Raw genomic sequence first — 21,846 nt, forward strand, 5'->3', positions numbered from 1 at the left:
ATTACTCACCTTTACTCTTTGTTTGTTGTCCCTTGTTTGCTGCCAGCCAGTTAGACTCAGCCTCTGCCATTCTTATATAATTTGGCGTGAAATCATGAACAGCCCCATCCGCTTCCTTTTCCATTCCAAGCATCGCCAGCTCTCCTGGCCGCAGGATATTTTCTGTGAGCCGGGCAAAAACAGCCTGTTTTCCTAACAGTTCCGTGATCTGCTCTTTATGTTTTTCCGCATCCGGGCTTGTGAAAAGCACGTTTTCACCGCTGTCCTTTAGCTTTTTCAGCCAGTCTTCATGCATGATGATTCTGTCCTTTTCCAGCTGTTTCATCTGTCCGTCTTCATAACGGTACAGCCCCGTGTACACCTGCCCTCTTCTGGCATCAATAAACGGAGAGACTACTCCGTTAAAATAGCGGCCATTCTGGGCCATCAGTTCGAGGCTTGATACCCCGGCAACCGGAATTCCAAGTGCCCAGGCCATCGTTTTAGCAGTGGTCACTCCAATCCTTACTCCAGTATAGGATCCTGGCCCCTGGGCAACTACTATTCTGTCCAGCTCCTCTGCCTTCATTTCCGCTTCTTCCATGAGTGTACGGATCGCTGGCATAAGTCTCAGAGAGTGATTTTTCTTAAGATGGGTCATCATCTCTCCAGCAAGCTTATTTTCTTTAATTAATCCTACACCCAGGACATATGTTGTTGTATCTATCGCCAAAACGTTCATCAAAAGATCTCCTTACAAATTGTTATATACCTGTCTCCGGAAGGTTTGAAGTAAAGCACTCTGTCAGATTCTCCAGTATGCCTGATTTCTATATCGAGCCTCTCTTCAGGCAGCTGTTCTTCCACCATAGTGGGCCATTCCACAACGGTTACACCCTCTCCTTCAAAGTATTCATCAAGACCCAGTTCCTCTCCTTCGTCTTCCACACGGTATGCATCCATATGATAAAAGGGAAGCCTGCCTTCGTATTCTTTTATAATCGTAAATGTAGGACTGTTTACGTTTGCCGTTACTCCAAGCCCTTTTGCAAGACCTTTAGTAAAACTTGTTTTTCCAGCCCCTAAATCACCTGATAAAGTGATCAGATCACCAGGCTGCAGTTCAGCTGCCAGCCTCTCCGCGAGCCGCTGTGTTTCCTCAGGAGAACCGGAACTATATTCGTAAGTGCTTTCCATCTAAATAACCTCCGCCTTCCGTCGTTTACCAATTACCTGTTTTTATATAAAAACTATAAATGGCCGTAGCCTGTCTTTGTCAGAGGGGAAGACTTCCCACCTTTTTTTAAATAGACATCGCCTTGACCTTCGGTTACAAAGCCTATCTTATAAATTTGCAGTGACTGTTTCTCAAACTCTGCTTTAAGGAAATCCCAGTTTTCCGGGCCCACTGTCCCTGCAAGTTGGTAATCCTCTCCGCCATAAAGCACCCACTCTTCCTGTCGATCCTGAGGGGCCGCCTTCAGCAGCTGTGCCCGAGGGATCTCATCCCAGTCAATAGTCACATTTACCTTGCTTGCTTCGGCAATTTCCTTCGCTTCACTGGCAAGGCCATCACTGATATCATTGAGTGCAATTCTTGCTTCTGTGCCAGATAAGACCCTTCCGCCTTTCACTTGCGGCGCTGGATACTGATGCGCCTGAATAAATGGGAGGTGTTCTTCTTGTTCTGCTGCAGAAAGACCTTGTTCCAGAAGCTTTTCCAGCCCAAATGCTGAATTACCGAGAGGGCCTGTTGTAAAAAAAATATCCCCAGGCTCCGCTGCAGAGCGGAGAAGCCTTCTCCCTTTTTCCAGTTTTCCGATCACTGTAACTGTCAGAACAAGATTTTCATTAATTGAAACAGTATCTCCGCCGATCAGGTCCATTTTATGCTGATCCCCAAGCTGCTTCATTCCTTCGTATATGGAGTTAAGCTCCTGTACACTCCAGCCTTTTTTTGGCACTGCCACGGAGACTAAATAATAGAGCGGGACTGCCCCCATTGCAGCAAGATCACTAATATTGGCCGCAAGTGCTTTATGGCCAATCGCCTTCATCGGCATCGTCGTTTTCTTAAAATGTATTCCCTCAACCATCGTATCCACACATACAACCGTTTCATAGGATTCCTGCAGGTGGTATATCGCCGCGTCGTCGCCGATTCCTGCCTTCAGTCCTTCCTGATGATGGCACTCTGGAGCTATCTGACGTATCCAGTTTATTTCATTATTCATTACGTCACCTGCTTGTTTCTTTCTATATTGTTAACAGCGTCTCCCTGCAAGTAATAAGTGAAACGTCATTTACTTGATTTATCTACGATTTCCGCTCTTCATTATACCAAAAATAACCTGGATAAGGAAAAGGGCTGTATAATAAAGAAAAGTGAAGAGCTTCTTGCACCCCTTGAGCGAAAGGATTGTTCCTTCTCATGTCATGCAAGAGCTTCTTGTATCCCTTGAGTGAAAGGGTTGGTCCTTCTCATGTCATGCAAGAGATTCTTGCATCCCTTGAGCGAAAGGTTTGCTCCTTCTCATGTCCCGCAAGAGCTTCTTGCATCCCTTGAGTGAACCTATTACTCCTTCTCATGTCACGCAAGAGCTTCTTGCATCCCTTGAGCGAAAGGATTGTTCCTTCTCATGTCATGCAAGAGCCTCTTGCATCCCTTGAGTCAGAGGTTTGCTCCTTCTCATGTCCGGCAAGAGCTTCTTGCATCCCTTGAGTGAAAGGTTTGCTCCTTCTCATGTCACGCAAGAGCTTCTTGCATCCCTTGAGTCAGAGGTTTGCTCCTTCTCATGTCATGCAAGAGCTTCTTGCATCCCTTGAGTGAACCTATTACTCCTTCTCATGTCCGGCAAGAGCTTCTTGCATCCCTTGAGTGAACCTATTACTCCTTCTCATGTCCCGCAAGAGCTTCTTGCACCCCTTGAGCGAAAGGATTGTTCCTTCTCATGTCATGCAAGAGCTTCTTGCATCCCTTGAGTGAAAGGATTGGTCCTTCTCATGTCATGCAAGAGATTCTTGCATCCCTTGAGTGAACTTATTACTCCTTCTCATGTCATACAAGAGCTTCTTGCATCCCTTGAGCGAATGCATTACTCCCTCTCAAATCACGCAAGAACTATCTTGTAAATACACAAGCCGCCTGCACATTACATGCAGACGGCCAGTTTTTCCATCACTATTAAGCAAAAAATGTTTTACCCTTCAAGCGCCTGTTTAAACACTTCGATGATGTCTTCTTTATCCTCAATTCCCACAGAGATGCGGACCATGGAATAAGTAACACCGAGCTTTTCCCGTGTTTTTTCAGGAACAGGCCGGTGGGAGGTCCCCACCGGATGAGTTACTGAGGTTTCCACTCCCGCTAATGTAGGAACGACTTTCACCCAGCTTAACTTCCTGAAAAACTCGTGAACATCCACATTTTCTGCAAGAACTATCGTCACTATTGCCCCGTTGCCGCGTGCAGATACGTTTTTCGGATAATACACTTTTTCAATATTTTTATCCTCTGCCAGTGAAGCGGCTAAAGCAGCAGCGTTAGCGCTCTGACGCTCCATTCTGAGACTCAGTGTTTTGAGCCCCCGGCTTCCAAGCCATCCGTCGAACGGTCCAAGATTGCTCCCGAGGTTTGTGATGCGTCCCCGCACTTTTTTCATTAAGGTTGTATTTCCAGTAACAACTCCGGCTGAAAGATCACTGTGCCCTCCGATATATTTCGTGGCACTATGTACTACAAGATCCACGCCAGCTTCGTGGGGCCTGATCAGATAAGGCGTTGCGAATGTATTGTCCACCATTGTTTTCAGACTGTGTTTCTTCGCAAGATTTACAACTTCCTCAAGATCTTCAATCCGAAGCAGCGGATTTGTGATTGATTCTGTGTAAATTAAAACAGTATTATCTTTTATATTATTTTCTACATCCTGCAAATCAGAAAAATCGGCAAAACTTACTTCGATTCCGAAATCCGGGAGTTCTTTTGCGAAAAGCTGATATGTACCGCCATACAAATCCTCTGTCGCAATAATATGATCACCTGCTTTAGCAACAGCAAGAACGCCGGCCAGTATCGCCGATATACCGGACGAAGACGCCGCTCCCATTTCCGCTCCTTCCAGATCTGCAACACCTTTACTGAGATCATCAGTATTCGGATTTCCTACCCGGGTATACATATAGGATTTTTCCCCGCTGAAGAAGCTTTCCATATCGTCTAAATCATTAAATGCAAACGCCGATGTCTGATAAATCGGTTTGGCTTTACTGATTTCCTTTGAATCCAGCTTTTCCTGAAAATGTACATTTTTTGTCTCAAAACGCATCGTCCAACACCCCTTGCCACAATTTTTTTCCCTCTCAAAATACTTTTTCATTATTGTATCATTCCTCCAACATAATTACTTAAACCGCGATTCCATGAAAATTTTTTAATATTAACTTTTTTCTGAAAAATCTTACAATATTCTGCTCCAACCAGACCTTCTATGTGATAAAATATTCGAAACAGTTGCATTTTTACTTCATATATGAATGGAGATCAACGATGAAAACTTCAAAGAAGAAGATATCCTCGGATAAAAATATTTTCGGTATGGTTTCTACCGCTTCCGGCCCAGCCACAGAAGCAGGGGTTCGCATGCTTGAAAAAGGAGGAAATGCTGTCGATGCCGCTGTAGCTGCTGCTCTTTGTTTAGGAGTAACAGAGCCTCAGGCCTCAGGTCTCGGCGGACAGACGATGGCCCTTGTTTACTTAAAAGAAGAGGGACGTGTTTTCGCACTGGATGGATCTTCACGTGCTCCTTTTAATGTCCAGCCCATGAAGACGCCAGAAAAACCTATAAAATTCGGCCTGAAATCTTCAACCGTCCCTTCCACTCCGGCCACATTGGGGTATCTTCAGGAGAAGTATGGTAAACTTTCTTTCGCTGAAGCAGCTGAACCTGCAATACAAGCTGCAAGAGAAGGAATTATTGTTTCACCGCTCATACACAGGTTATTAAAGAAAGAAGAAGAACATTTAAGAAAAGATGCTTCCATAGTTAAAAACTTTTTCAAAAATAACAAGCCTATGCCGACACGGGCGACAATTTTTCAGCCGGAGCTGGCAAACACCCTGGAGACAATGGTTAAAAACGGATGGCAGGATTTTTATATCGGTACGATAGGAAAAAAGATCGTAAAAGATATGAAAAAAAGAGATGGGCTCATCACCGATGCAGACCTCTGTCAAATCCCGATCCCGGTGGAGCGTGATGTTCTAACAGGAAGTTACAGAGACTATGATATTTATACTTTTCCTCCCCCCGGTGCCGGAAGAGTATTAGTGCAGATTCTGAACACTCTTGAAGGATTCCCTCCTGAAATGCTGCACACGGAGGAAGCCCCAGGTGCAGTAATTTCTGCGCTTGCGTTTCAATTTGCTTTAACCGACAGGCAAAGGGTGCCAATCCACCCTGACTATTTCCTGCAGACAGTAAATAAATTTATGCTCGATAAGGACTATGCGAAAGAGCTCACAGACCTGATTACTAAAATAGGCAGGACTTCATTGCAGGAAAAGTTTGCTCCGCCTATTACATCCGGGGAAACAACACATTTATCAGTGGCTGATATAGACGGCAACGCTGTGGGAATTACCCAGTCTATTGAACTTGTTTTCGGCAGTAAAACGATGGCCGAGGGACTTGGCTTTTTCTATAACAATTATATGAGTGCTTTTGATTACAAAAACATGGCACATCCATATCATCTTCTCCCGGGAGGCAAGCCCTGGAGCAGTGTAGCTCCAGTCCTTTTATTTAAAGGCGGCAGACCGAAATTCCTCCTGGGAAGCCCGGGAAGCAGCCGTATTTCCACCTCTCTCGCCCAGGTGATTACCAGGATTGCTGACAGAAATGAAACACTGGACCATGCGATCTCCGCACCAAGATTTCATTCCTCTGATACAGGAAAGCTGTTAATTGAGAAAAGCAGATTTAACGAAGAAGTATTGAACGCATTAAATATTACCGGCTTTGAATTAAAGAAACGGGGAGCCTACAGCTTTTACTTAGGCTGTGTTCAGGGTGTTGAATTCCCGGATATCGAAGGCGGAGAATTTTTTGGCGTAGCCGACCCACGAAGAGATGGTACAGCCAGAGGACCTGCATCATTAAAGATAATGGAGGGTTTTATCAAAAATGAAGATAGCGATCGTCTACAACCGTGAAAGCCAGGCAGTCATTAATTTATTCGGAACATTAAATCGTGAAAAATACGGTCTTGAAACGATTAAAAACATCAAGGATGCCCTCGTTTCAGGAGGTCACCAGGTCAAGACATTTGAAGGGGATAAAAATATCATTTCCAAGCTGGAGGAGTTCATGCCTTCTGTTGTTTCCGGCGAAAGACCAGGCCTTGTGTTTAACCTTAGCTACGGCATCCAGGGGAAAGGGCGTTATATGCATGTACCGGGCATTCTTGAAATGCTCGGTATCCCCTATGTAGGATCCGGACCGGAAACTCATGCGCTAGCTCTGGACAAAGTTGTTACAAAAATGATTTTAATCCAGAGAGGTCTTCCTACACCAAAATTTATGGTAATGGACAAGCCTGATTCTCCGGTAACGGAAGATCTAACCTATCCACTTATCGTAAAACCGAAAGATGAGGCCGTTTCCTTCGGGCTTAGAATTGTTCACAACGAAGATGAACTGAGAGACGGGGTTAAAACCATTTACGAGACTTTTAACGGGCCGACTCTTGTTGAAGAATATATTGAAGGCCGGGAAGTAAACGTCGGGCTGCTTGGCAATAACCCTGTAGAAGCTCTCCCTCCAGTCGAGCTCGTCTTTGGAGAAGGGGAACAGATTTTTACCTATGAAGATAAGAAAAACAAAAGTGGCAGGACGGTAGAAAAAGTCTGCCCTGCTCCTCTTTCCGAAGAAGAAACTAAAAAAATCCAGCAGCTTGCTATTGATACATTTAAGGCGCTTGGCTGCTATGACAGTGCCAGGGTAGATTTCCGGATCGATAAACAGGGGAACCCTTATATTCTTGAAGTTAACTCCATGGCAAGCCTTGGCGCTGACGGCTCATTTGTTTATGCCGCAGATAAAATGGGCCTTAATTACACTGATTTAATGAACAGGTTAATCGACATAACAAACGAACGTTATTTCGGCCCGTTCTTTCTGGATAATACCGATGGCGAGACACCGAAAGAACCGCTGGAAATCTTTAATTCTATTACTCAGAACCGGCATAAGATTGAAACCGACCTTAAATCATGGACAAACCTTTCCAGCTGGACTCAGGATCCTGTAGGGCTGAGTACTGTTAGAAGACGGCTCGATGACCGGTGCAAGAAGCTTGGCTTAAAAGCTGTGGAAGAATACACTAACGGACGTTCTGCCTGGACATGGGAATCGAAAGCCGGTTTAAAAGACGGCACCCTCCTTGTTCTTCCTATCGATATTCCAGGAGAACGAAAAGGGTTCCCGATACCGTTCCGTACTGAACAGGAATGGATCTACGGGGAAGGTATCGCTTCAAGCAGAGGCGGGCTCACAGTAATGCTCACTGCCCTGAATGCTCTTAAAGAACAAAAGCTTCTGGCTAAAAAGAAAGTCGGGGTTCTCTTTTATTCTGATGAAGGAAGAGGAATGCGGTACAGCAGCTCCACTTTAAGAAAAGCCGCATCGGAAGCAAAACAGGTTATTGTACTCCAGCCTGGTTTTACCGAAGGGAAGGTCGCCGACCAGCGAAGAGGTTCAAAAAAATACAGCATCACTGTTGAAGGAGATCCGCTCCGTGTAGGAGGAAAAAATTCAAAACAGGCGGATGTTCTCAGCAGCTTTCTTCTGAAAACGGAAAAGTTAAAGGAAATCAGCAGCCGTGATAAAAAACTCACTATAGCCGTTCAGGATGTACATTCAGAAAGATACAGCGTATTACTGCCTCACCGGGTAACTGCTACTATCGTTGTCACATATATTAATGAAAAACTTGCGGAGGAAGCGGAGAAGGAGATAAGAGAAACATTTAAATCAAGCTCAGGCGGGATGAAGTCTTATGTGGAAACTATTGAAGAAAGACCTCCACTTTTAAGAAGGAAAAATAATGAAATTATCAGCCTGCTCCGTCAGATCAGCGAGGAATGGCATCTCCCATTCGGTACGGAATCAAGCCTCCTTGCCAGCGCTGCCGGGGAAGTCCAGGCTGATATTCCCGTTATCTGCGGTTTTGCTCCTGCAAGCAAAGGATTATATACGCCAAATGAAGCTATACACCGGAGCGAACTGATTCAGCGATCATTATTATTATCTCTGTATCTGCTGGAGCAATAATTAATGGACGGGCAGAGGCGGAAACTTCCGCTCGTAATTTCAGTCCCCCATGGTGGTGTTTTAATCCCGGAAGGCCTTTTAAAGAAATGCCTTTTAACAAAGGAAGAAATTCTCCTTGACTGCGACACCTGGTCCCGGCATCTTTATGATTTTAAGGACCTGGCAGAAGAATATGCTTATACAGAAATAGCCAGAATCGTATTAGATATGAACAGGTCAGTAAATGATCGTCCACCAGCCAACCCGGATGGCATAGTAAAAACTCTGTCGGTGGAAAACAAACAAGTCTGGCGCACACCTGCTGGCCTCACTGGCGGAGAAATTGATAATTTAATCAGAGAGCATTATATCCCTTTTCACGAACGGCTGGAACAGGCAACTGCCAACCCGGCCGTTAAGCTCGGGATAGACTGCCATACCATGCTTGAAACCGGTCCAGCCCCGGATAAAAAAAGCTGGGAGAAGCGCCCTCTTTTTTGTATCAGCAACAGAGGATCAGTTACCGGCGAATCAAACGGAGAACCTGTTACAGCTCCTCCAGAGCTGATCCAGAAATTAAAAGATATACTCGAGAAAAAATTCCGCGGCTTTGAAGGGACACAAGGGCACACTTCTCTAGTATCTATTAACACACCCTTTAGAGGCGGCTATATAACCCGGTATCACGGAACCCGAGGAACCATCCCCTGGATTCAGCTGGAAATAAACCGATCACTGTATTTAAAAAATGCAGCAAACCCTGCCTCTGTCCTTCCTGAAGAAACTGATCTTCGTCATCTGACAAAGATACGGGACATTTTATATGAAGCTTTTAGCGAGTTAACAGAATAAACAGGTGGGTGCACACACTGGAGGGCTTTCTGCCCTCCAGTTTTTTTGCAAGGAAGGTGTGGGAGGGAAAAGGACCGGACCGGGTTCACTGGGACCGGGTGTTTAGCGGTGCCACCTTGATGAAATAGCCTTTTCTCCCGTTTCCTCACTCATACTCCCTCCCGCAACGTGGCACCGGCGGACCGGGTTCGGATGGACCGGGTTCATAAGTGCCACCTTGATGAAATAGCTTTTTCTCCCGTTTCCTCACCCATACTCCTTCCCGCAACGTGGCACCGGCGGACCGGGTTCGGATGGACCGGGTTCATAAGTGCCACCTTGATGACATAGCTTTTTCTCCCGTTTCCTAACTCATACTCCTTCCCGCAACATGGCACCGGCAGACCGGGTTCATAAGTGCCACGTTGAATTACCTGCCGGTTTTCAAATCCTTATCTTCCTCGCTTAGCCAAACAATCCAGCACGCCGGTCAATTTTTACTTTTTGCATTTTCCATATGTAAAAGTTGCTTTCTTCTATTTATAAATACATTATTATCTGCCTCTAACCATCTGGCATCCTCTGGACTTATCGTGCGAAACAGAGGACTTATCGCGCGAAATTCATACTTTATCACGCCAAAATACCAGGTAAACGCGCCAGACTCAGTCCTTATCACGCCAACTTCAGAAATCTGTTACATTTTCCATATAGGAACAAAAAAAAGACACCCTCAAAAGAGAATGTCTTTCATTTGCCCAGCGGCGTCCTACTCTCACAGGGGGAGAGCCCCCAACTACCATCGGCGCTGAAGAGCTTAACTACCGTGTTCGGCATGGGAACGGGTGTGGCCTCTTCGCTATCGTCACTGGACTATGAAGTTGAAAGGTTGCCCTCTCAAAACTGGATAACTTTTTCTGATTGATAATCTTGCTTAGTAAGACTTATTGGTTAAGTCCTCGATCGATTAGTATCTCTCAGCTTCACATGTCGCCATGCTTCCACACGAGACCTATCTACCTCATCTTCTCTGAGGGATCTTACTCACATAAAGTGATGGGAAATCTCATCTTGAGGGGGGCTTCATGCTTAGATGCTTTCAGCACTTATCCCTTCCACACGTAGCTACCCAGCGATGCTCCTGGCGGAACAACTGGTACACCAGCGGTGTGTCCATCCCGGTCCTCTCGTACTAAGGACAGCTCCTCTCAAATTTCCTGCGCCCGCGACGGATAGGGACCGAACTGTCTCACGACGTTCTGAACCCAGCTCGCGTACCGCTTTAATGGGCGAACAGCCCAACCCTTGGGACCTACTTCAGCCCCAGGATGCGATGAGCCGACATCGAGGTGCCAAACCTCCCCGTCGATGTGGACTCTTGGGGGAGATTAGCCTGTTATCCCCAGGGTAGCTTTTATCCGTTGAGCGACGGCCCTTCCATACGGTGCCGCCGGATCACTAAGCCCGACTTTCGTCCCTGCTCGACCTGTATGTCTCGCAGTCAAGCTCCCTTATGCCTTTGCACTCTGCGAATGATTTCCAACCATTCTGAGGGAACCTTTGGGCGCCTCCGTTACCTTTTAGGAGGCGACCGCCCCAGTCAAACTGCCCGCCTGACACTGTCCCTGAACCGGATCACGGTCCGAGGTTAGAATTTCAGTACAGCCAGGGTAGTATCCCACCAATGCCTCCACCGAAGCTGGCGCTCCGGTTTCCAAGGCTCCTACCTATCCTGTACAAGCTGTACCAAAATCCAATATCAAGCTGCAGTAAAGCTCCATGGGGTCTTTCCGTCCTGTCGCGGGTAACCTGCATCTTCACAGGTAATATAATTTCACCGGGTCTCTCGTTGAGACAGTGCCCAAATCGTTGCACCTTTCGTGCGGGTCGGAACTTACCCGACAAGGAATTTCGCTACCTTAGGACCGTTATAGTTACGGCCGCCGTTTACTGGGGCTTCAATTCAGAGCTTCTCCCTTACGGGATAACCCCTCCTCTTAACCTTCCAGCACCGGGCAGGTGTCAGCCCCTATACGTCGCCTTGCGGCTTGGCAGAGACCTGTGTTTTTGATAAACAGTCGTTTGGGCCTATTCACTGCGGCTCTCTCGGGCTTGCACCCTATCAGAGCACCCCTTCTCCCGAAGTTACGGGGTCATTTTGCCGAGTTCCTTAACGAGAGTTCTCCCGCGCGTCTTAGAATTCTCTTCCCGCCTACCTGTGTCGGTTTGCGGTACGGGCACCAGTCACCTCGCTAGAGGCTTTTCTAGGCAGTGTAGGTACAGGAACTTCGGTACTTAAATTTCCCTCGCCATCACAGCTCAGCCTTATGGCAAACGGATTTGCCTGTTTGCCAGCCTAACTGCTTGGACGCGCATATCCATCAGCGCGATTCCCTGCCTTCCTGCGTCCCCCCATTGCTCAAATGGTGACGTGGTGGTACAGGAATTTCCACCTGTTTTCCATCGCCTACGCCTTTCGGCCTCGGCTTAGGTCCCGACTAACCCTGAGCGGACGAGCCTTCCTCAGGAAACCTTAGGCTTTCGACGGAGGGGATTCTCACCCCTCTTTTCGCTACTCATACCGGCATTCTCACTTCCAAACGCTCCACATGTCCTTCCGGTCATGCTTCACAGCCCTTGGAACGCTCCCCTACCACTGTCCGTAAGGACAATCCATAGCTTCGGTGATACGTTTAGCCCCGGTACATTTTCGGCGCAGAGTCACTCGACCAGTGAGCTATTACGCACTCTTTCAATGGTGGCTGCTTCTAAGCCAACATCCTGGTTGTCTAAGCAACTCCACATCCTTCTCCACTTAACGTATACTTGGGGACCTTAGCTGATGGTCTGGGCTGTTTCCCTCTTGACTACGGATCTTAGCACTCGCAGTCTGACTCCCGAGGATAAGTGATTGGCATTCGGAGTTTGACTGAATTCGGTAATCCTGTGGGGACCCCTAGTCCAATCAGTGCTCTACCTCCAACACTCTTCCCTCGAGGCTAGCCCTAAAGCTATTTCGGGGAGAACCAGCTATCTCCGTGTTCGATTGGCATTTCACCCCTACCCACACCTCATCCCCGCACTTTTCAACGTGCGTGGGTTCGGGCCTCCATCCAGTGTTACCTGGACTTCACCCTGGACATGGGTAGATCACACGGTTTCGGGTCTACAACAACGTACTATAGCGCCCTGTTCAGACTCGCTTTCGCTGCGGCTCCGTCTCTTCAACTTAACCTCGCACGTTATCGTAACTCGCCGGTTCATTCTACAAAAGGCACGCTGTCACCCATGAACGGGCTCCAACTACTTGTAGGCACACGGTTTCAGGATCTCTTTCACTCCCCTCCCGGGGTGCTTTTCACCTTTCCCTCACGGTACTGGTTCACTATCGGTCACTAGGGAGTATTTAGCCTTGGGAGATGGTCCTCCCGGATTCCGACGGGGTTTCACGTGTCCCGCCGTACTCAGGATACACTCCGGAGGAAACAACGTTTCGGCTACAGGGCTGTTACCTTGTCCCGCGGACCTTTCCAGGTCGCTTCACCTACGCTGTTTCTTTGTAACTCCGTATGGAGTGTCCTACAACCCCAGAAGGCAAGCCTTCTGGTTTGGGCTGATTCCGTTTCGCTCGCCGCTACTCAGGAAATCGCATTTGCTTTCTCTTCCTCTGGGTACTAAGATGTTTCAGTTCCCCAGGTCTGCCTTCTCATACCCTATGTATTCAGGTATGGATACTGCCTCATTACAGGCAGTGGGTTCCCCCATTCGGAAATCTCCGGATCAAAGCTTACTTACAGCTCCCCGAAGCATATCGGTGTTCGTCCCGTCCTTCGTCGGCTCCTAGTGCCAAGGCATTCACCGTGCGCCCTTTCTAACTTAACCGTTTTTGCGGCAGATAACCGTCGGATATCTTCGTCAACTGCGCCTTCTCGTTCCTGTCGCGTATTGGTATACGCTCAGTCACTCGAAAGCTTGTTTCCTCGATCTCCTTGGTTCTCCTTGCAAAAACCTTAATAAAAGGTTTTTTACGCAATTATGGCGTCTACATTTAGCCTTATCTAAGACACTCGGTTGTACTCGTTAAAAGTTTGCACTTTTAATTAAAACAACCGGTGATCATCAATCAGTTAATCGTTATCCAGTTTTCAAAGGGCAAAAGAATAACCTTCCTCTGGAAAGAGGAAAATCATTTTTGAGAGTATGACCTCTCAAAACTAAACAAAAAGTACCAAGCGAAGCTTTAAAAAGGTATGAGCCTTTTAAGCTCCTTAGAAAGGAGGTGATCCATCCCCACCTTCCGGTAGGGATACCTTGTTACGACTTCACCCCAATCACCTGTCCCACCTTCGGCGGCTGGCTCCAAAAGGTTACCTCACCGACTTCGGGTGTTACAAGCTCTCGTGGTGTGACGGGCGGTGTGTACAAGGCCCGGGAACGTATTCACCGCGGCATGCTGATCCGCGATTACTAGCAATTCCGGCTTCATGCAGGCGAGTTGCAGCCTGCAATCCGAACTGAGAGTGGCTTTATGGGATTCGCTCGGCCTCGCGGCTTTGCTGCCCTTTGTACCACCCATTGTAGCACGTGTGTAGCCCAGGTCATAAGGGGCATGATGATTTGACGTCATCCCCACCTTCCTCCGGTTTGTCACCGGCAGTCACCTTAGAGTGCCCAACTGAATGCTGGCAACTAAGGTCAAGGGTTGCGCTCGTTGCGGGACTTAACCCAACATCTCACGACACGAGCTGACGACAACCATGCACCACCTGTCACTCTGTCCCCCGAAGGGGAACGCTCTGTCTCCAGAGTTGTCAGAGGATGTCAAGACCTGGTAAGGTTCTTCGCGTTGCTTCGAATTAAACCACATGCTCCACTGCTTGTGCGGGCCCCCGTCAATTCCTTTGAGTTTCAGCCTTGCGGCCGTACTCCCCAGGCGGAGTGCTTAATGTGTTAACTGCGGCACTAAGGGTATCGAAACCCCTAACACCTAGCACTCATCGTTTACGGCGTGGACTACCAGGGTATCTAATCCTGTTTGCTCCCCACGCTTTCGCGCCTCAGCGTCAGTTATAGGCCAGAAAGTCGCCTTCGCCACTGGTGTTCCTCCACATATCTACGCATTTCACCGCTACACGTGGAATTCCACTTTCCTCTCCTACACTCAAGTCCCCCAGTTTCCAATGACCCTCCACGGTTGAGCCGTGGGCTTTCACATCAGACTTAAGAGACCGCCTGCGCGCGCTTTACGCCCAATAATTCCGGACAACGCTTGCCCCCTACGTATTACCGCGGCTGCTGGCACGTAGTTAGCCGGGGCTTTCTGGTCAGGTACCGTCAAGGTGCCGCCCTGTTCGAACGGCACGTGTTCTTCCCTGACAACAGAACTTTACAATCCGAAGACCTTCATCGTTCACGCGGCGTTGCACCGTCAGGCTTTCGCCCATTGCGGATGATTCCCTACTGCTGCCTCCCGTAGGAGTCTGGACCGTGTCTCAGTTCCAGTGTGGCCGATCACCCTCTCAGGTCGGCTACGCATCGTCGCCTTGGTGAGCCGTTACCTCACCAACTAGCTAATGCGCCGCGGGCCCATCTTACAGTGTTAGGAACAAGTCCCAACTTTTACAGCAGAACCATGCGGTTCTTCTGGTCATCCGGTATTAGCCCCGGTTTCCCGGAGTTATCCCAGTCTGTAAGGCAGGTTGCCCACGTGTTACTCACCCGTCCGCCGCTCATTCCACAGGCATCACCCCGAAGGGATCAGCCTGTTTCCTGCGCTCGACTTGCATGTATTAGGCACGCCGCCAGCGTTCGTCCTGAGCCAGGATCAAACTCTCCAATAAATTGAAACGAGTTTGATGTCTCTGACATCATTTAATTTGAAAGATTACTCTTTCGATTGACGGGATATTTAAAATATCCCACTTCGCTTGGCTTTTTGTTTAGTTTTCAAAGGTCAGTTTTTTATGGTGGGCCTGAGTGGACTCGAACCACCGACCTCACGCTTATCAGGCGTGCGCTCTAACCAGCTGAGCTACAGGCCCCCTGGCTGCTTAGTTAGTGTATCCTAAAAAGCTAACTTTGAGCAAGAGGTAAATTCTGGAGCGGGTGATGAGAATCGAACTCACGACATCAGCTTGGAAGGCTGAGGTTTTACCACTAAACTACACCCGCATGATTATTAAACTCTTTAAAGATAAAAATGGTCGGGAAGACAGGATTTGAACCTGCGACCCCCTGGTCCCAAACCAGGTGCTCTACCAAGCTGAGCCACTTCCCGATAATTAATGGCGCGCCCGAGAGGAGTCGAACCCCTAACCTTTTGATCCGTAGTCAAACGCTCTATCCAATTGAGCTACGGGCGCAGCTATTAAGTTATTAATTATGTTGCAATAACATAATTGATAAATATACATGGTGCGGTCGAGAAGAGTCGAACTTCCACGGGGTCGCCCCCACTAGGCCCTCAACCTAGCGCGTCTGCCATTCCGCCACGACCGCTTATTGTTTTTTAACGAGGTTTATATCATATCTCGTTACAGACTAAATGTCAATGGTTTTTCACAAAAAAATATCTGGTGATTCAGATTGCGATCACTCAGCTTATCCTCTTGTTTTATATATGGTGCGGGTGAAGGGAGTCGAACCCCCACGCCCGAAGGCACTAGATCCTAAGTCTAGCGCGTCTGCCAATTCCGCCACACCCGCACATATTTAAATTTACAAATGGCGGTCCCGACGGGAATCGAACCCGCGATCTCCTGCGTGACAGGCAGGCATGTTAACCGCTACACCACGGGACCACTTGAAATTTACTGGTGGAGGATGACGGGCTCGAACCGCCGACCCCCTGCTTGTAAGGCAGGTGCTCTCCCAACTGAGCTAATCCTCCAGTTTCATATAAACTGGCAATCTGTCTATAGTACTTTAACCGCCTGTTACTTACATGTAAAAAATAATTGGTGACCCGTACGGGATTCGAACCCGTGTTACCGCCGTGAAAGGGCGGTGTCTTAACCACTTGACCAACGGGCCAGCCTGAAAATAAACTGGCGGAGAAGGAGGGATTTGAACCCTCGCGCCGCTTACGCGACCTACACCCTTAGCAGGGGCGCCTCTTCAGCCACTTGAGTACTTCTCCGTCTGGCTCCACAGGCAGGACTCGAACCTGCGACCGATCGGTTAACAGCCGATTGCTCTACCAACTGAGCTACTGTGGAATAATGTTTCGTTAGCGACTTTTTACATTTTACATAAACACAGTCGCAAAGTCAATAAGTTTTTTTAGTTTTTAACTTCAATCTTGTCTGTGCTGTTTTTGTCAGCGACTTTTATAATATAACACAACACCGACAGCTCGTCAATGTTTTCTCAGGAAAATGTTTTAACCTTAGTAATTATCCCTTTACACCGGCCGCACACATACTTTTTCGTATCAAACTGCCGCTTACGCTGAAACTGGGCACTGCATTTTGTGCATTTATATATATGAACCTTTGTGGATTTTTTCTTCATCTCAGGTATCGTCTGACAGAACCTGGATCCACCAACCTTCTTTAATAGAAGTTTAAAATCCCGATCCTTGTGCTGGTAACCACGTCCCGCCAGATGAAGGTGGTAATGGCAGAGTTCGTGTTTCACTATTTTGATTAGCTCTTCTTCGCCAAAGTACTCTAAATGTTTTGGGTTGATATCAATATTATGTGTGGAAAGAGAATACCTCCCTCCAGTAGTTCTCAGGCGGCTGTTAAAAAACGCTTTATGTCTGAATGGCAGCCCAAAAGACTCCAGTGAGACAGTTTCTGTAAGTATCTGCAATTCCTCGTCATTCATTCGTTACTCCCCCGATCAATAACAATTCAATTAAACAAAATAAAAACATTCTCCATTTTTTTGAAAAATAGTGTGATAGCAGAAAAAAATGGGGTATACAAAATATAATAATTTTATCACATGGTACATAGGCAAACCTGGCGTTCCAATCTTTTTGTATAAAGGAATAACAAAGACAGCCATATCGTCATATATTTATTAATAATTATATGAGGATATTTTCTCACCACACCAGGAAAGGAGGAGGTTTTATGCCTTCGTGGCTTCAGAGACAATTAGAGGAAGCCTATCAGCGAAAAGATTTAAAAAGGGTCCGGCTGTTAAACCAATGCTGGTTTTATTATAGAGAAACTATCCCTCACTCATCCGGGGACAATGATTCTGCTTACCAAAAAAGATAAGAAAACCTGAATATCCCCCTATCGTCCTTAAATACATACATTTGAGGGCGGGGTTTTCATTTTCCATCTGTATACTTAGGTTAATAAGTTGACTCTGTTTAATCCTGTTGCTGATTTTTATATCAGGCCATTCCCGTGCACGGGCATCGCGTCAGTTACTTAGGGAAAGTCCAACAAGGTGAATAAGTTAAAAATCCCTCTGCAGCAGAGGGATTTTAACTTGTATAACTCCTATACCTGATCTGCGGGTTTAAGCATTGTTAGTGCTATTCTGCCTTTTTTCGTATCCACCGAATCGACCCATACAGTTACTACATCTCCCACAGAAACCACTTCCATTGGGTGTTTTACAAACCGGCTGGCAAGTTTGGAAATATGAACAAGTCCGTCCTGCTTTACTCCAATATCAACAAATGCTCCAAAATCAACGACGTTACGAACTGTTCCTTGAAGTTCCATGCCGGAAGACAAGTCTTCCATCGTTAACACATCTGTTTTTAACAAAGGCTTCGGAACATCATCCCGCGGATCTCTTCCAGGACGTGCAAGAGCGTCAAGAATATCCTTTAAGGTAGGTTCACCAACCTCAAACTTCCGGGCAAGATCCTGAATGGCTATCCCTTTCAGCTTTTCTTCAACGGCATCTGTGCCCAGCTCTCCCATGTTTATATTAAGGTGATCCATTATTTCCTTTGTAACTTTATAACTTTCCGGGTGAATGCCTGTCCTGTCCAGAGGCTGATTGCCATCAATCACACGCAGGAAACCGATACACTGCTCATATGTTTTCGCACCAAGCCTCGGAACTTTTTTCAGCTGGCTGCGGTTTGCATATTTCCCTTGCTCTTCCCTGAATTTCACGATGTTGTTTGCTACAGATTTCGATAACCCGGATACATACTGCAGAAGTGATGAAGAAGCAGTGTTCACGTTTACGCCCACTTTGTTTACCACTGTTTCTACTACAAAAGTCAGAGAATCATTAAGTCTGGACTGAGTCACATCATGCTGGTACTGACCAACACCTACAGCTTTCGGATCGATTTTTACAAGCTCAGCAAGCGGGTCCTGAATTCGCCTTGCAATAGAAACGGCACTTCGTTCTTCCACTTGTAATTCCGGAAACTCTTCTTTAGCAAGCTTGGAGGCGGAATAGACGCTGGCACCTGCCTCATTGACAATTAAGTAATATAGTTTATCGTTCAAATCTTTAATAATATCGGCGATAAACTGTTCCGTTTCCCGGGAAGCTGTACCATTTCCGATAGCTACCATCTCAATATTGAACTGCTCTATATATTCTTTTACTTTGGCAGCCGCTTCCTTCACTTGACTTTTAGGAGGCGTAGGATAAATAACATCAATAGCGAGAACTTTACCTGTTTCGTCAACCACAGCAAGCTTGCAGCCTGTCCTGTAGGCAGGGTCAACCCCAAGAACTATTCTGTCTTTTAACGGGGGCTGGAGCAGCAGGTTCCTAAGGTTTTCTGAAAAAATATGAATGGCCTGTTCTTCAGCTTTTTCTGTTACTTCGTTACGAATTTCCCTTTCGATGGAGGGTTCAATCAAACGTTTATATCCATCTTCAACAGCAGCAAGCAGCTCCTCTTTCGCGACGGTTTGTCTTCCTTTTAGTACCCTTTTCTCCAGCCAGGATAAAACTCTGTCCCTTGGGGGGATAACAGTAACTTTCAGGACGCCTTCTTTTTCTCCCCTGTTTAAAGCAAGCACCCTGTGCGGCACGATGCGCTTCACCTCTTCAGAGTACTCATAATACATTTCAAATATTTCTTTTTCATCCTCAGCCTTGGCTTTTTTCTCAGAGGAGATTTTCCCCTCAGTAAATGTCATTTGGCGGATTTGTTTACGAATATCAGCGTCATCTGACAGATACTCGCTTATAATGTCCTGCGCTCCCTGAACTGCATCCTCTATTGTATGTACTTCTTTTTCTTCATTAATATACTTCTCCGCTTCCTTCTGTACAGACCCTTGCTGAGGCAAGGCGAATATCCACTGAGCAAGAGGCTCCAGACCTTTTTCTTTTGCAACGGTAGCCTTGGTTCTTCTCTTTTGTTTATAAGGGCGGTAAAGGTCTTCCACTTCCTGTAGTTTAGCAGCTTTTTCAATGCTTCCTTTCAGCTCATCAGTGAGTTTTCCCTGTTCGTCAATGGAGCGTATCACTTCTTCCTTTCGCTTTGAAAGGTTAGTTGCATAAGTCCAGCTTTCTAATATATTGCGGATTTGCTCCTCATCCATACCGCCTGTCAGCTCTTTTCTGTAGCGTGCGATAAACGGTACGGTATTTCCTTCTTCAGCCAGTTCAATAACTTGCTTTATCTTATTTTCTTTTAATTGTATTTGCTTAGTTACCTGTGTAAGAATTACCTGTTGTTCTGCCGACCATTCCATTTGTAAAACAACCTCCATCCATCCTTTTCTCCTCTTAAAGAAAGAAAAGGATACATTAATCTTATCTGATTATACTCCATATCGTTTACATGTTAAACCCGGGATAACACCAGTTACAACGAGCGAGAATCTCCGCACTTGGATTTCTTTCCCTTTAGATAACCTGCCGCACTCCAGCATGAGGAAAAATAAAAAACCACCGGTGTTTAGCCGGTGGTAAATTTAAATAGTTTCAGGATGCTATTTTTCCAACCATAATAGTTGTATCATCATCTGATATCTCCATCATATCCAGGAGCTGCTGGAGGATAAACTTCGGTGAACCCATTCTTGTAAAAAGAGAGTGGTAATACGGATCAAAATCCAGCCCGTCAGAATGAAGAATAAAGGACATACCTTTTTCAAATGGAAGCTTCTGCAGACGAAAGTTTTGTTTCCTTCCCGAGAGATATCCTCTTGAAGGCACCGGCCTGTACAATTTACCACTCGGTTTGTAAAAAATACAGCCGATGTTGCCTACATTACAATATATAATTTCCTGGGTATCCATATCGAGTTTAATAATTGTCAGCACAGCTCCACGCTTCTGCCACATTAAATCATTGCATTCAGACATAAGTGTTTCAACATCTAAATGATGATTAGAACGGATGAAACTTATAGCAGCGTCAGAAGCCTCGTTAGCTTCCTCACCGCTCCCAAGCCCATCGGCCATCGCACAGAGAAAATAGCCTTCTGTCCTTATAAGAAAAAACGCATCTCCTGAACACCAGTTACCCTTCTTAGCAACGTTGTAAGTACTAACTTCAATTCCTTCCAGTTGCTGATGTTCAATCATTTATAAGCACTCCGTGGGTTCGATTCTGATTGATTCTCTCAGCTTCTGAAGTGCCCGCCTCTGAAGCCTGGACACATGCATCTGGGAAATCCCCAGCTCTTCGCCTGTTTCCTTCTGGCTCAGGTTTTCAAAATATGTGAGTTGCAGAATCTGCTTCTCCCTGTCAGTCAGTACGGTGAAAGCTTTCTCTAACAGGAGCTGCTGGTCTGTCTTTTCATAGCCGTCTTCTGTAGTCCCGACCAGATCAAGCAGCGTTACAGCACTTCCCTCATCATCCGCCTCTATAGACCGGTCTACAGAAAGTGCCTGATAGCTTTTGCCCATTTCCATTGTTTCCAGTACTTCTTCCTCCGAAACCTCAAGATAATCGGCAATTTCTTCTACCCTTGGAGAACGCTGAAGTTCTGTAGTAAGCTCTTCTACTGCGCTTTTTATCTTAGGGCCAAGTTCCTTAATCCTTCGGGGTACATGAACACTCCATGTTTTATCTCTGATAAATCTTTTGATTTCCCCGACGATAGTTGGAACGGCAAAGGATTCAAAGCTCCGGCCGAAAGAGGGGTCAAAACGGCGAAAAGCTGCCAGAAGACCGATCATTCCAACTTGTATTAAGTCTTCGTCATGCCGCTGCCCTTTTGAGAACTTTCTTGCAAGAGCATGAACAAGACTCTCAAATTCGAGAACAAGTTTTGTCTGAATTTCTTCGTCTTCTGTTTCCTGGAATTCTTTGATCCATTCCAGTACCTGCTCTTTATTGTTTTGGTGCTTCCGTTGAGATCCCGTTGCCATTTTGTTCCACCTCATCTCTTTGAAGGAACTTTGTCATCACGATGACGACCCCTGAATCCCCACTGATTTCTACCTTATCCATCAATGTCTCAATTAAAAAAAGACCAAGACCCCCTTCCCTCAGCTCCTCAATCGGCTGATCAGAAGTGACAGGTCCTTTTCCATCTTTCATTGTTTCTACATCCACACCGCCGCCTTTATCAGCTACCATTAGCTCAAGACGATCTTCATACACTCCGCATGAAATCATCATCAGCGGGTCATTTTCATTTTCCTCATAAGCATGGTTTACTACATTTGTACACGCCTCAGCAACGGCGATTTTTATATCCTCTATGTCATCGTAGCTATACCCTAAACGATTGGCAATACCGGAAACAGTCAAACGGACTACACCAACATATTCAGGTTTCGCCGGCACTTTCATTTCAATAAAATCTGCTGTCCGGGACAT

Annotated in this window: 13 protein-coding genes, 11 tRNA genes and 3 rRNA genes; 4 read left to right on the forward strand and 23 right to left on the reverse strand. The window is 46.5% G+C overall.

What is annotated here, in order from left to right; all coding sequences use genetic code 11:
- Window position 1: 1 nt before the first annotated feature.
- From tsaB to BK582_RS01455, 4 genes are all read right to left on the reverse strand, one after another.
- Window positions 2–721, reverse strand: a complete 720-nt coding sequence (tsaB, locus tag BK582_RS01440; protein WP_078592661.1) for a tRNA (adenosine(37)-N6)-threonylcarbamoyltransferase complex dimerization subunit type 1 TsaB — start codon at window positions 719–721, stop codon at window positions 2–4.
- Window positions 721–1,176 (reverse strand): tRNA (adenosine(37)-N6)-threonylcarbamoyltransferase complex ATPase subunit type 1 TsaE, encoded by a 456-nt coding sequence (gene tsaE / locus BK582_RS01445; protein WP_078592662.1) that lies wholly within the window; start codon window positions 1,174–1,176, stop codon window positions 721–723. The genes tsaB and tsaE overlap by 1 nt, the downstream gene beginning before the upstream one ends.
- A gap of 53 nt (window positions 1,177–1,229) precedes the next feature.
- Window positions 1,230–2,213, reverse strand: a complete 984-nt coding sequence (thiL, locus tag BK582_RS01450; protein ID WP_078592663.1) for a thiamine-phosphate kinase — start codon at window positions 2,211–2,213, stop codon at window positions 1,230–1,232.
- 966 nt (window positions 2,214–3,179) lie between these two features.
- The gene (locus tag BK582_RS01455; RefSeq protein ID WP_078592664.1) at window positions 3,180–4,307 is read right to left on the reverse strand and encodes a trans-sulfuration enzyme family protein; all 1,128 of its coding nucleotides are present in this window, start codon (window positions 4,305–4,307) and stop codon (window positions 3,180–3,182) included.
- A 221-nt stretch (window positions 4,308–4,528) separates the two neighbouring features.
- On the opposite strand from BK582_RS01455, the gene BK582_RS01460 reads away from it, so the two are divergent.
- From BK582_RS01460 to BK582_RS01470, 3 genes are read left to right on the forward strand one after another with little or no spacing between them, the layout of a single operon-like run.
- Complete coding sequence (locus BK582_RS01460; protein WP_078592665.1) at window positions 4,529–6,193, forward strand: gamma-glutamyltransferase family protein; 1,665 nt, start codon at window positions 4,529–4,531, stop codon at window positions 6,191–6,193.
- Window positions 6,165–8,312, forward strand: coding sequence for a M20/M25/M40 family metallo-hydrolase (locus BK582_RS01465; protein ID WP_078592666.1), 2,148 nt, complete (start codon window positions 6,165–6,167; stop codon window positions 8,310–8,312). The genes BK582_RS01460 and BK582_RS01465 overlap by 29 nt, the downstream gene beginning before the upstream one ends.
- A 3-nt stretch (window positions 8,313–8,315) precedes the next feature.
- Entirely contained in the window at window positions 8,316–9,143 is an 828-nt protein-coding gene (locus BK582_RS01470) for an N-formylglutamate amidohydrolase (RefSeq protein ID WP_078592667.1), read from the forward strand.
- A 735-nt stretch (window positions 9,144–9,878) separates the two neighbouring features.
- On the opposite strand, the gene rrf is transcribed toward BK582_RS01470, so the two are convergent.
- From rrf to BK582_RS01545, 15 genes are all read right to left on the reverse strand, one after another.
- A 5S ribosomal RNA gene (gene rrf, locus BK582_RS01475) occupies window positions 9,879–9,995 on the reverse strand.
- 74 nt (window positions 9,996–10,069) lie between these two features.
- A 23S ribosomal RNA gene (locus tag BK582_RS01480) occupies window positions 10,070–13,004 on the reverse strand.
- A 390-nt stretch (window positions 13,005–13,394) separates the two neighbouring features.
- A 16S ribosomal RNA gene (locus BK582_RS01485) occupies window positions 13,395–14,962 on the reverse strand.
- The 16S, 23S and 5S rRNA genes sit together here with 11 tRNA genes alongside, the layout of an rRNA operon.
- Window positions 14,963–15,086: 124 nt before the next feature.
- A tRNA-Ile gene (locus BK582_RS01490) sits at window positions 15,087–15,163 on the reverse strand.
- Between the two features lie 56 nt (window positions 15,164–15,219).
- A tRNA-Gly gene (locus BK582_RS01495) sits at window positions 15,220–15,293 on the reverse strand.
- Window positions 15,294–15,322: 29 nt separating this feature from the next.
- Window positions 15,323–15,399: transfer RNA gene (locus tag BK582_RS01500), tRNA-Pro, on the reverse strand.
- An 8-nt stretch (window positions 15,400–15,407) separates the two neighbouring features.
- Window positions 15,408–15,484: transfer RNA gene (locus BK582_RS01505), tRNA-Arg, on the reverse strand.
- A gap of 50 nt (window positions 15,485–15,534) precedes the next feature.
- Window positions 15,535–15,620 (reverse strand) — tRNA-Leu (locus BK582_RS01510).
- A gap of 122 nt (window positions 15,621–15,742) precedes the next feature.
- Window positions 15,743–15,827 (reverse strand) — tRNA-Leu (locus BK582_RS01515).
- 19 nt (window positions 15,828–15,846) lie between these two features.
- Window positions 15,847–15,922 (reverse strand) — tRNA-Asp (locus BK582_RS01520).
- Window positions 15,923–15,935: 13 nt separating this feature from the next.
- A tRNA-Val gene (locus BK582_RS01525) sits at window positions 15,936–16,011 on the reverse strand.
- A gap of 68 nt (window positions 16,012–16,079) precedes the next feature.
- A tRNA-Glu gene (locus tag BK582_RS01530) sits at window positions 16,080–16,154 on the reverse strand.
- Window positions 16,155–16,169: 15 nt separating this feature from the next.
- Window positions 16,170–16,260: transfer RNA gene (locus tag BK582_RS01535), tRNA-Ser, on the reverse strand.
- A gap of 3 nt (window positions 16,261–16,263) precedes the next feature.
- Window positions 16,264–16,339, reverse strand: a tRNA-Asn gene (locus tag BK582_RS01540).
- Window positions 16,340–16,490: 151 nt separating this feature from the next.
- Window positions 16,491–16,952 (reverse strand): SprT family protein, encoded by a 462-nt coding sequence (locus BK582_RS01545; RefSeq protein WP_078592668.1) that lies wholly within the window; start codon window positions 16,950–16,952, stop codon window positions 16,491–16,493.
- Between the two features lie 251 nt (window positions 16,953–17,203).
- On the opposite strand from BK582_RS01545, the gene cmpA reads away from it, so the two are divergent.
- Complete coding sequence (cmpA, locus tag BK582_RS26365) at window positions 17,204–17,353, forward strand: cortex morphogenetic protein CmpA (RefSeq protein WP_088036201.1); 150 nt, start codon at window positions 17,204–17,206, stop codon at window positions 17,351–17,353.
- A 231-nt stretch (window positions 17,354–17,584) separates the two neighbouring features.
- Here the strand turns inward: cmpA and BK582_RS01550 are convergent, their stop codons facing one another.
- The 4 genes from BK582_RS01550 to rsbW all read right to left on the reverse strand — a co-directional run bounded on the left by BK582_RS01550 (window position 17,585) and on the right by rsbW (window position 21,846).
- Complete coding sequence (locus BK582_RS01550) at window positions 17,585–19,783, reverse strand: Tex family protein (RefSeq protein ID WP_420841218.1); 2,199 nt, start codon at window positions 19,781–19,783, stop codon at window positions 17,585–17,587.
- A gap of 214 nt (window positions 19,784–19,997) precedes the next feature.
- The gene (locus tag BK582_RS01555) at window positions 19,998–20,603 is read right to left on the reverse strand and encodes a SpoIIE family protein phosphatase (RefSeq protein ID WP_078592669.1); all 606 of its coding nucleotides are present in this window, start codon (window positions 20,601–20,603) and stop codon (window positions 19,998–20,000) included.
- Entirely contained in the window at window positions 20,604–21,392 is a 789-nt protein-coding gene (gene sigB, locus BK582_RS01560; protein ID WP_078592670.1) for an RNA polymerase sigma factor SigB, read from the reverse strand.
- A complete protein-coding gene (gene rsbW, locus BK582_RS01565; RefSeq protein WP_078592671.1) occupies window positions 21,355–21,846 on the reverse strand; it encodes an anti-sigma B factor RsbW in 492 nt (163 codons plus the stop codon). Before rsbW ends, sigB begins: the two co-directional genes overlap by 38 nt.

Origin of the sequence: Evansella clarkii (assembly GCF_002019695.1) — a bacterium.
Classification (GTDB): Bacteria; Bacillota; Bacilli; order Bacillales; family Salisediminibacteriaceae; genus Evansella; species Evansella clarkii.

What these genes read in the sequence shown, in the direction of transcription:
- BK582_RS01545 (WP_078592668.1), bottom strand. Translation starts at nt 16,952, where the DNA reads ATGAATGACGAGGAATTGCAGATACTTACAGAAACTGTCTCACTGGAG.
- tsaB (WP_078592661.1), bottom strand. Translation starts at nt 721, where the DNA reads ATGAACGTTTTGGCGATAGATACAACAACATATGTCCTGGGTGTAGGA.
- BK582_RS01550 (WP_420841218.1), bottom strand. Translation starts at nt 19,783, where the DNA reads ATGGAGGTTGTTTTACAAATGGAATGGTCGGCAGAACAACAGGTAATT.
- BK582_RS01465 (WP_078592666.1), top strand. Translation starts at nt 6,165, where the DNA reads ATGAAGATAGCGATCGTCTACAACCGTGAAAGCCAGGCAGTCATTAAT.
- tsaE (WP_078592662.1), bottom strand. Translation starts at nt 1,176, where the DNA reads ATGGAAAGCACTTACGAATATAGTTCCGGTTCTCCTGAGGAAACACAG.
- thiL (WP_078592663.1), bottom strand. Translation starts at nt 2,213, where the DNA reads ATGAATAATGAAATAAACTGGATACGTCAGATAGCTCCAGAGTGCCAT.
- rsbW (WP_078592671.1), bottom strand. Translation starts at nt 21,846, where the DNA reads ATGTCCCGGACAGCAGATTTTATTGAAATGAAAGTGCCGGCGAAACCT.
- BK582_RS01460 (WP_078592665.1), top strand. Translation starts at nt 4,529, where the DNA reads ATGAAAACTTCAAAGAAGAAGATATCCTCGGATAAAAATATTTTCGGT.
- BK582_RS01555 (WP_078592669.1), bottom strand. Translation starts at nt 20,603, where the DNA reads ATGATTGAACATCAGCAACTGGAAGGAATTGAAGTTAGTACTTACAAC.
- sigB (WP_078592670.1), bottom strand. Translation starts at nt 21,392, where the DNA reads ATGGCAACGGGATCTCAACGGAAGCACCAAAACAATAAAGAGCAGGTA.
- BK582_RS01470 (WP_078592667.1), top strand. Translation starts at nt 8,316, where the DNA reads ATGGACGGGCAGAGGCGGAAACTTCCGCTCGTAATTTCAGTCCCCCAT.
- cmpA (WP_088036201.1), top strand. Translation starts at nt 17,204, where the DNA reads ATGCCTTCGTGGCTTCAGAGACAATTAGAGGAAGCCTATCAGCGAAAA.
- BK582_RS01455 (WP_078592664.1), bottom strand. Translation starts at nt 4,307, where the DNA reads ATGCGTTTTGAGACAAAAAATGTACATTTTCAGGAAAAGCTGGATTCA.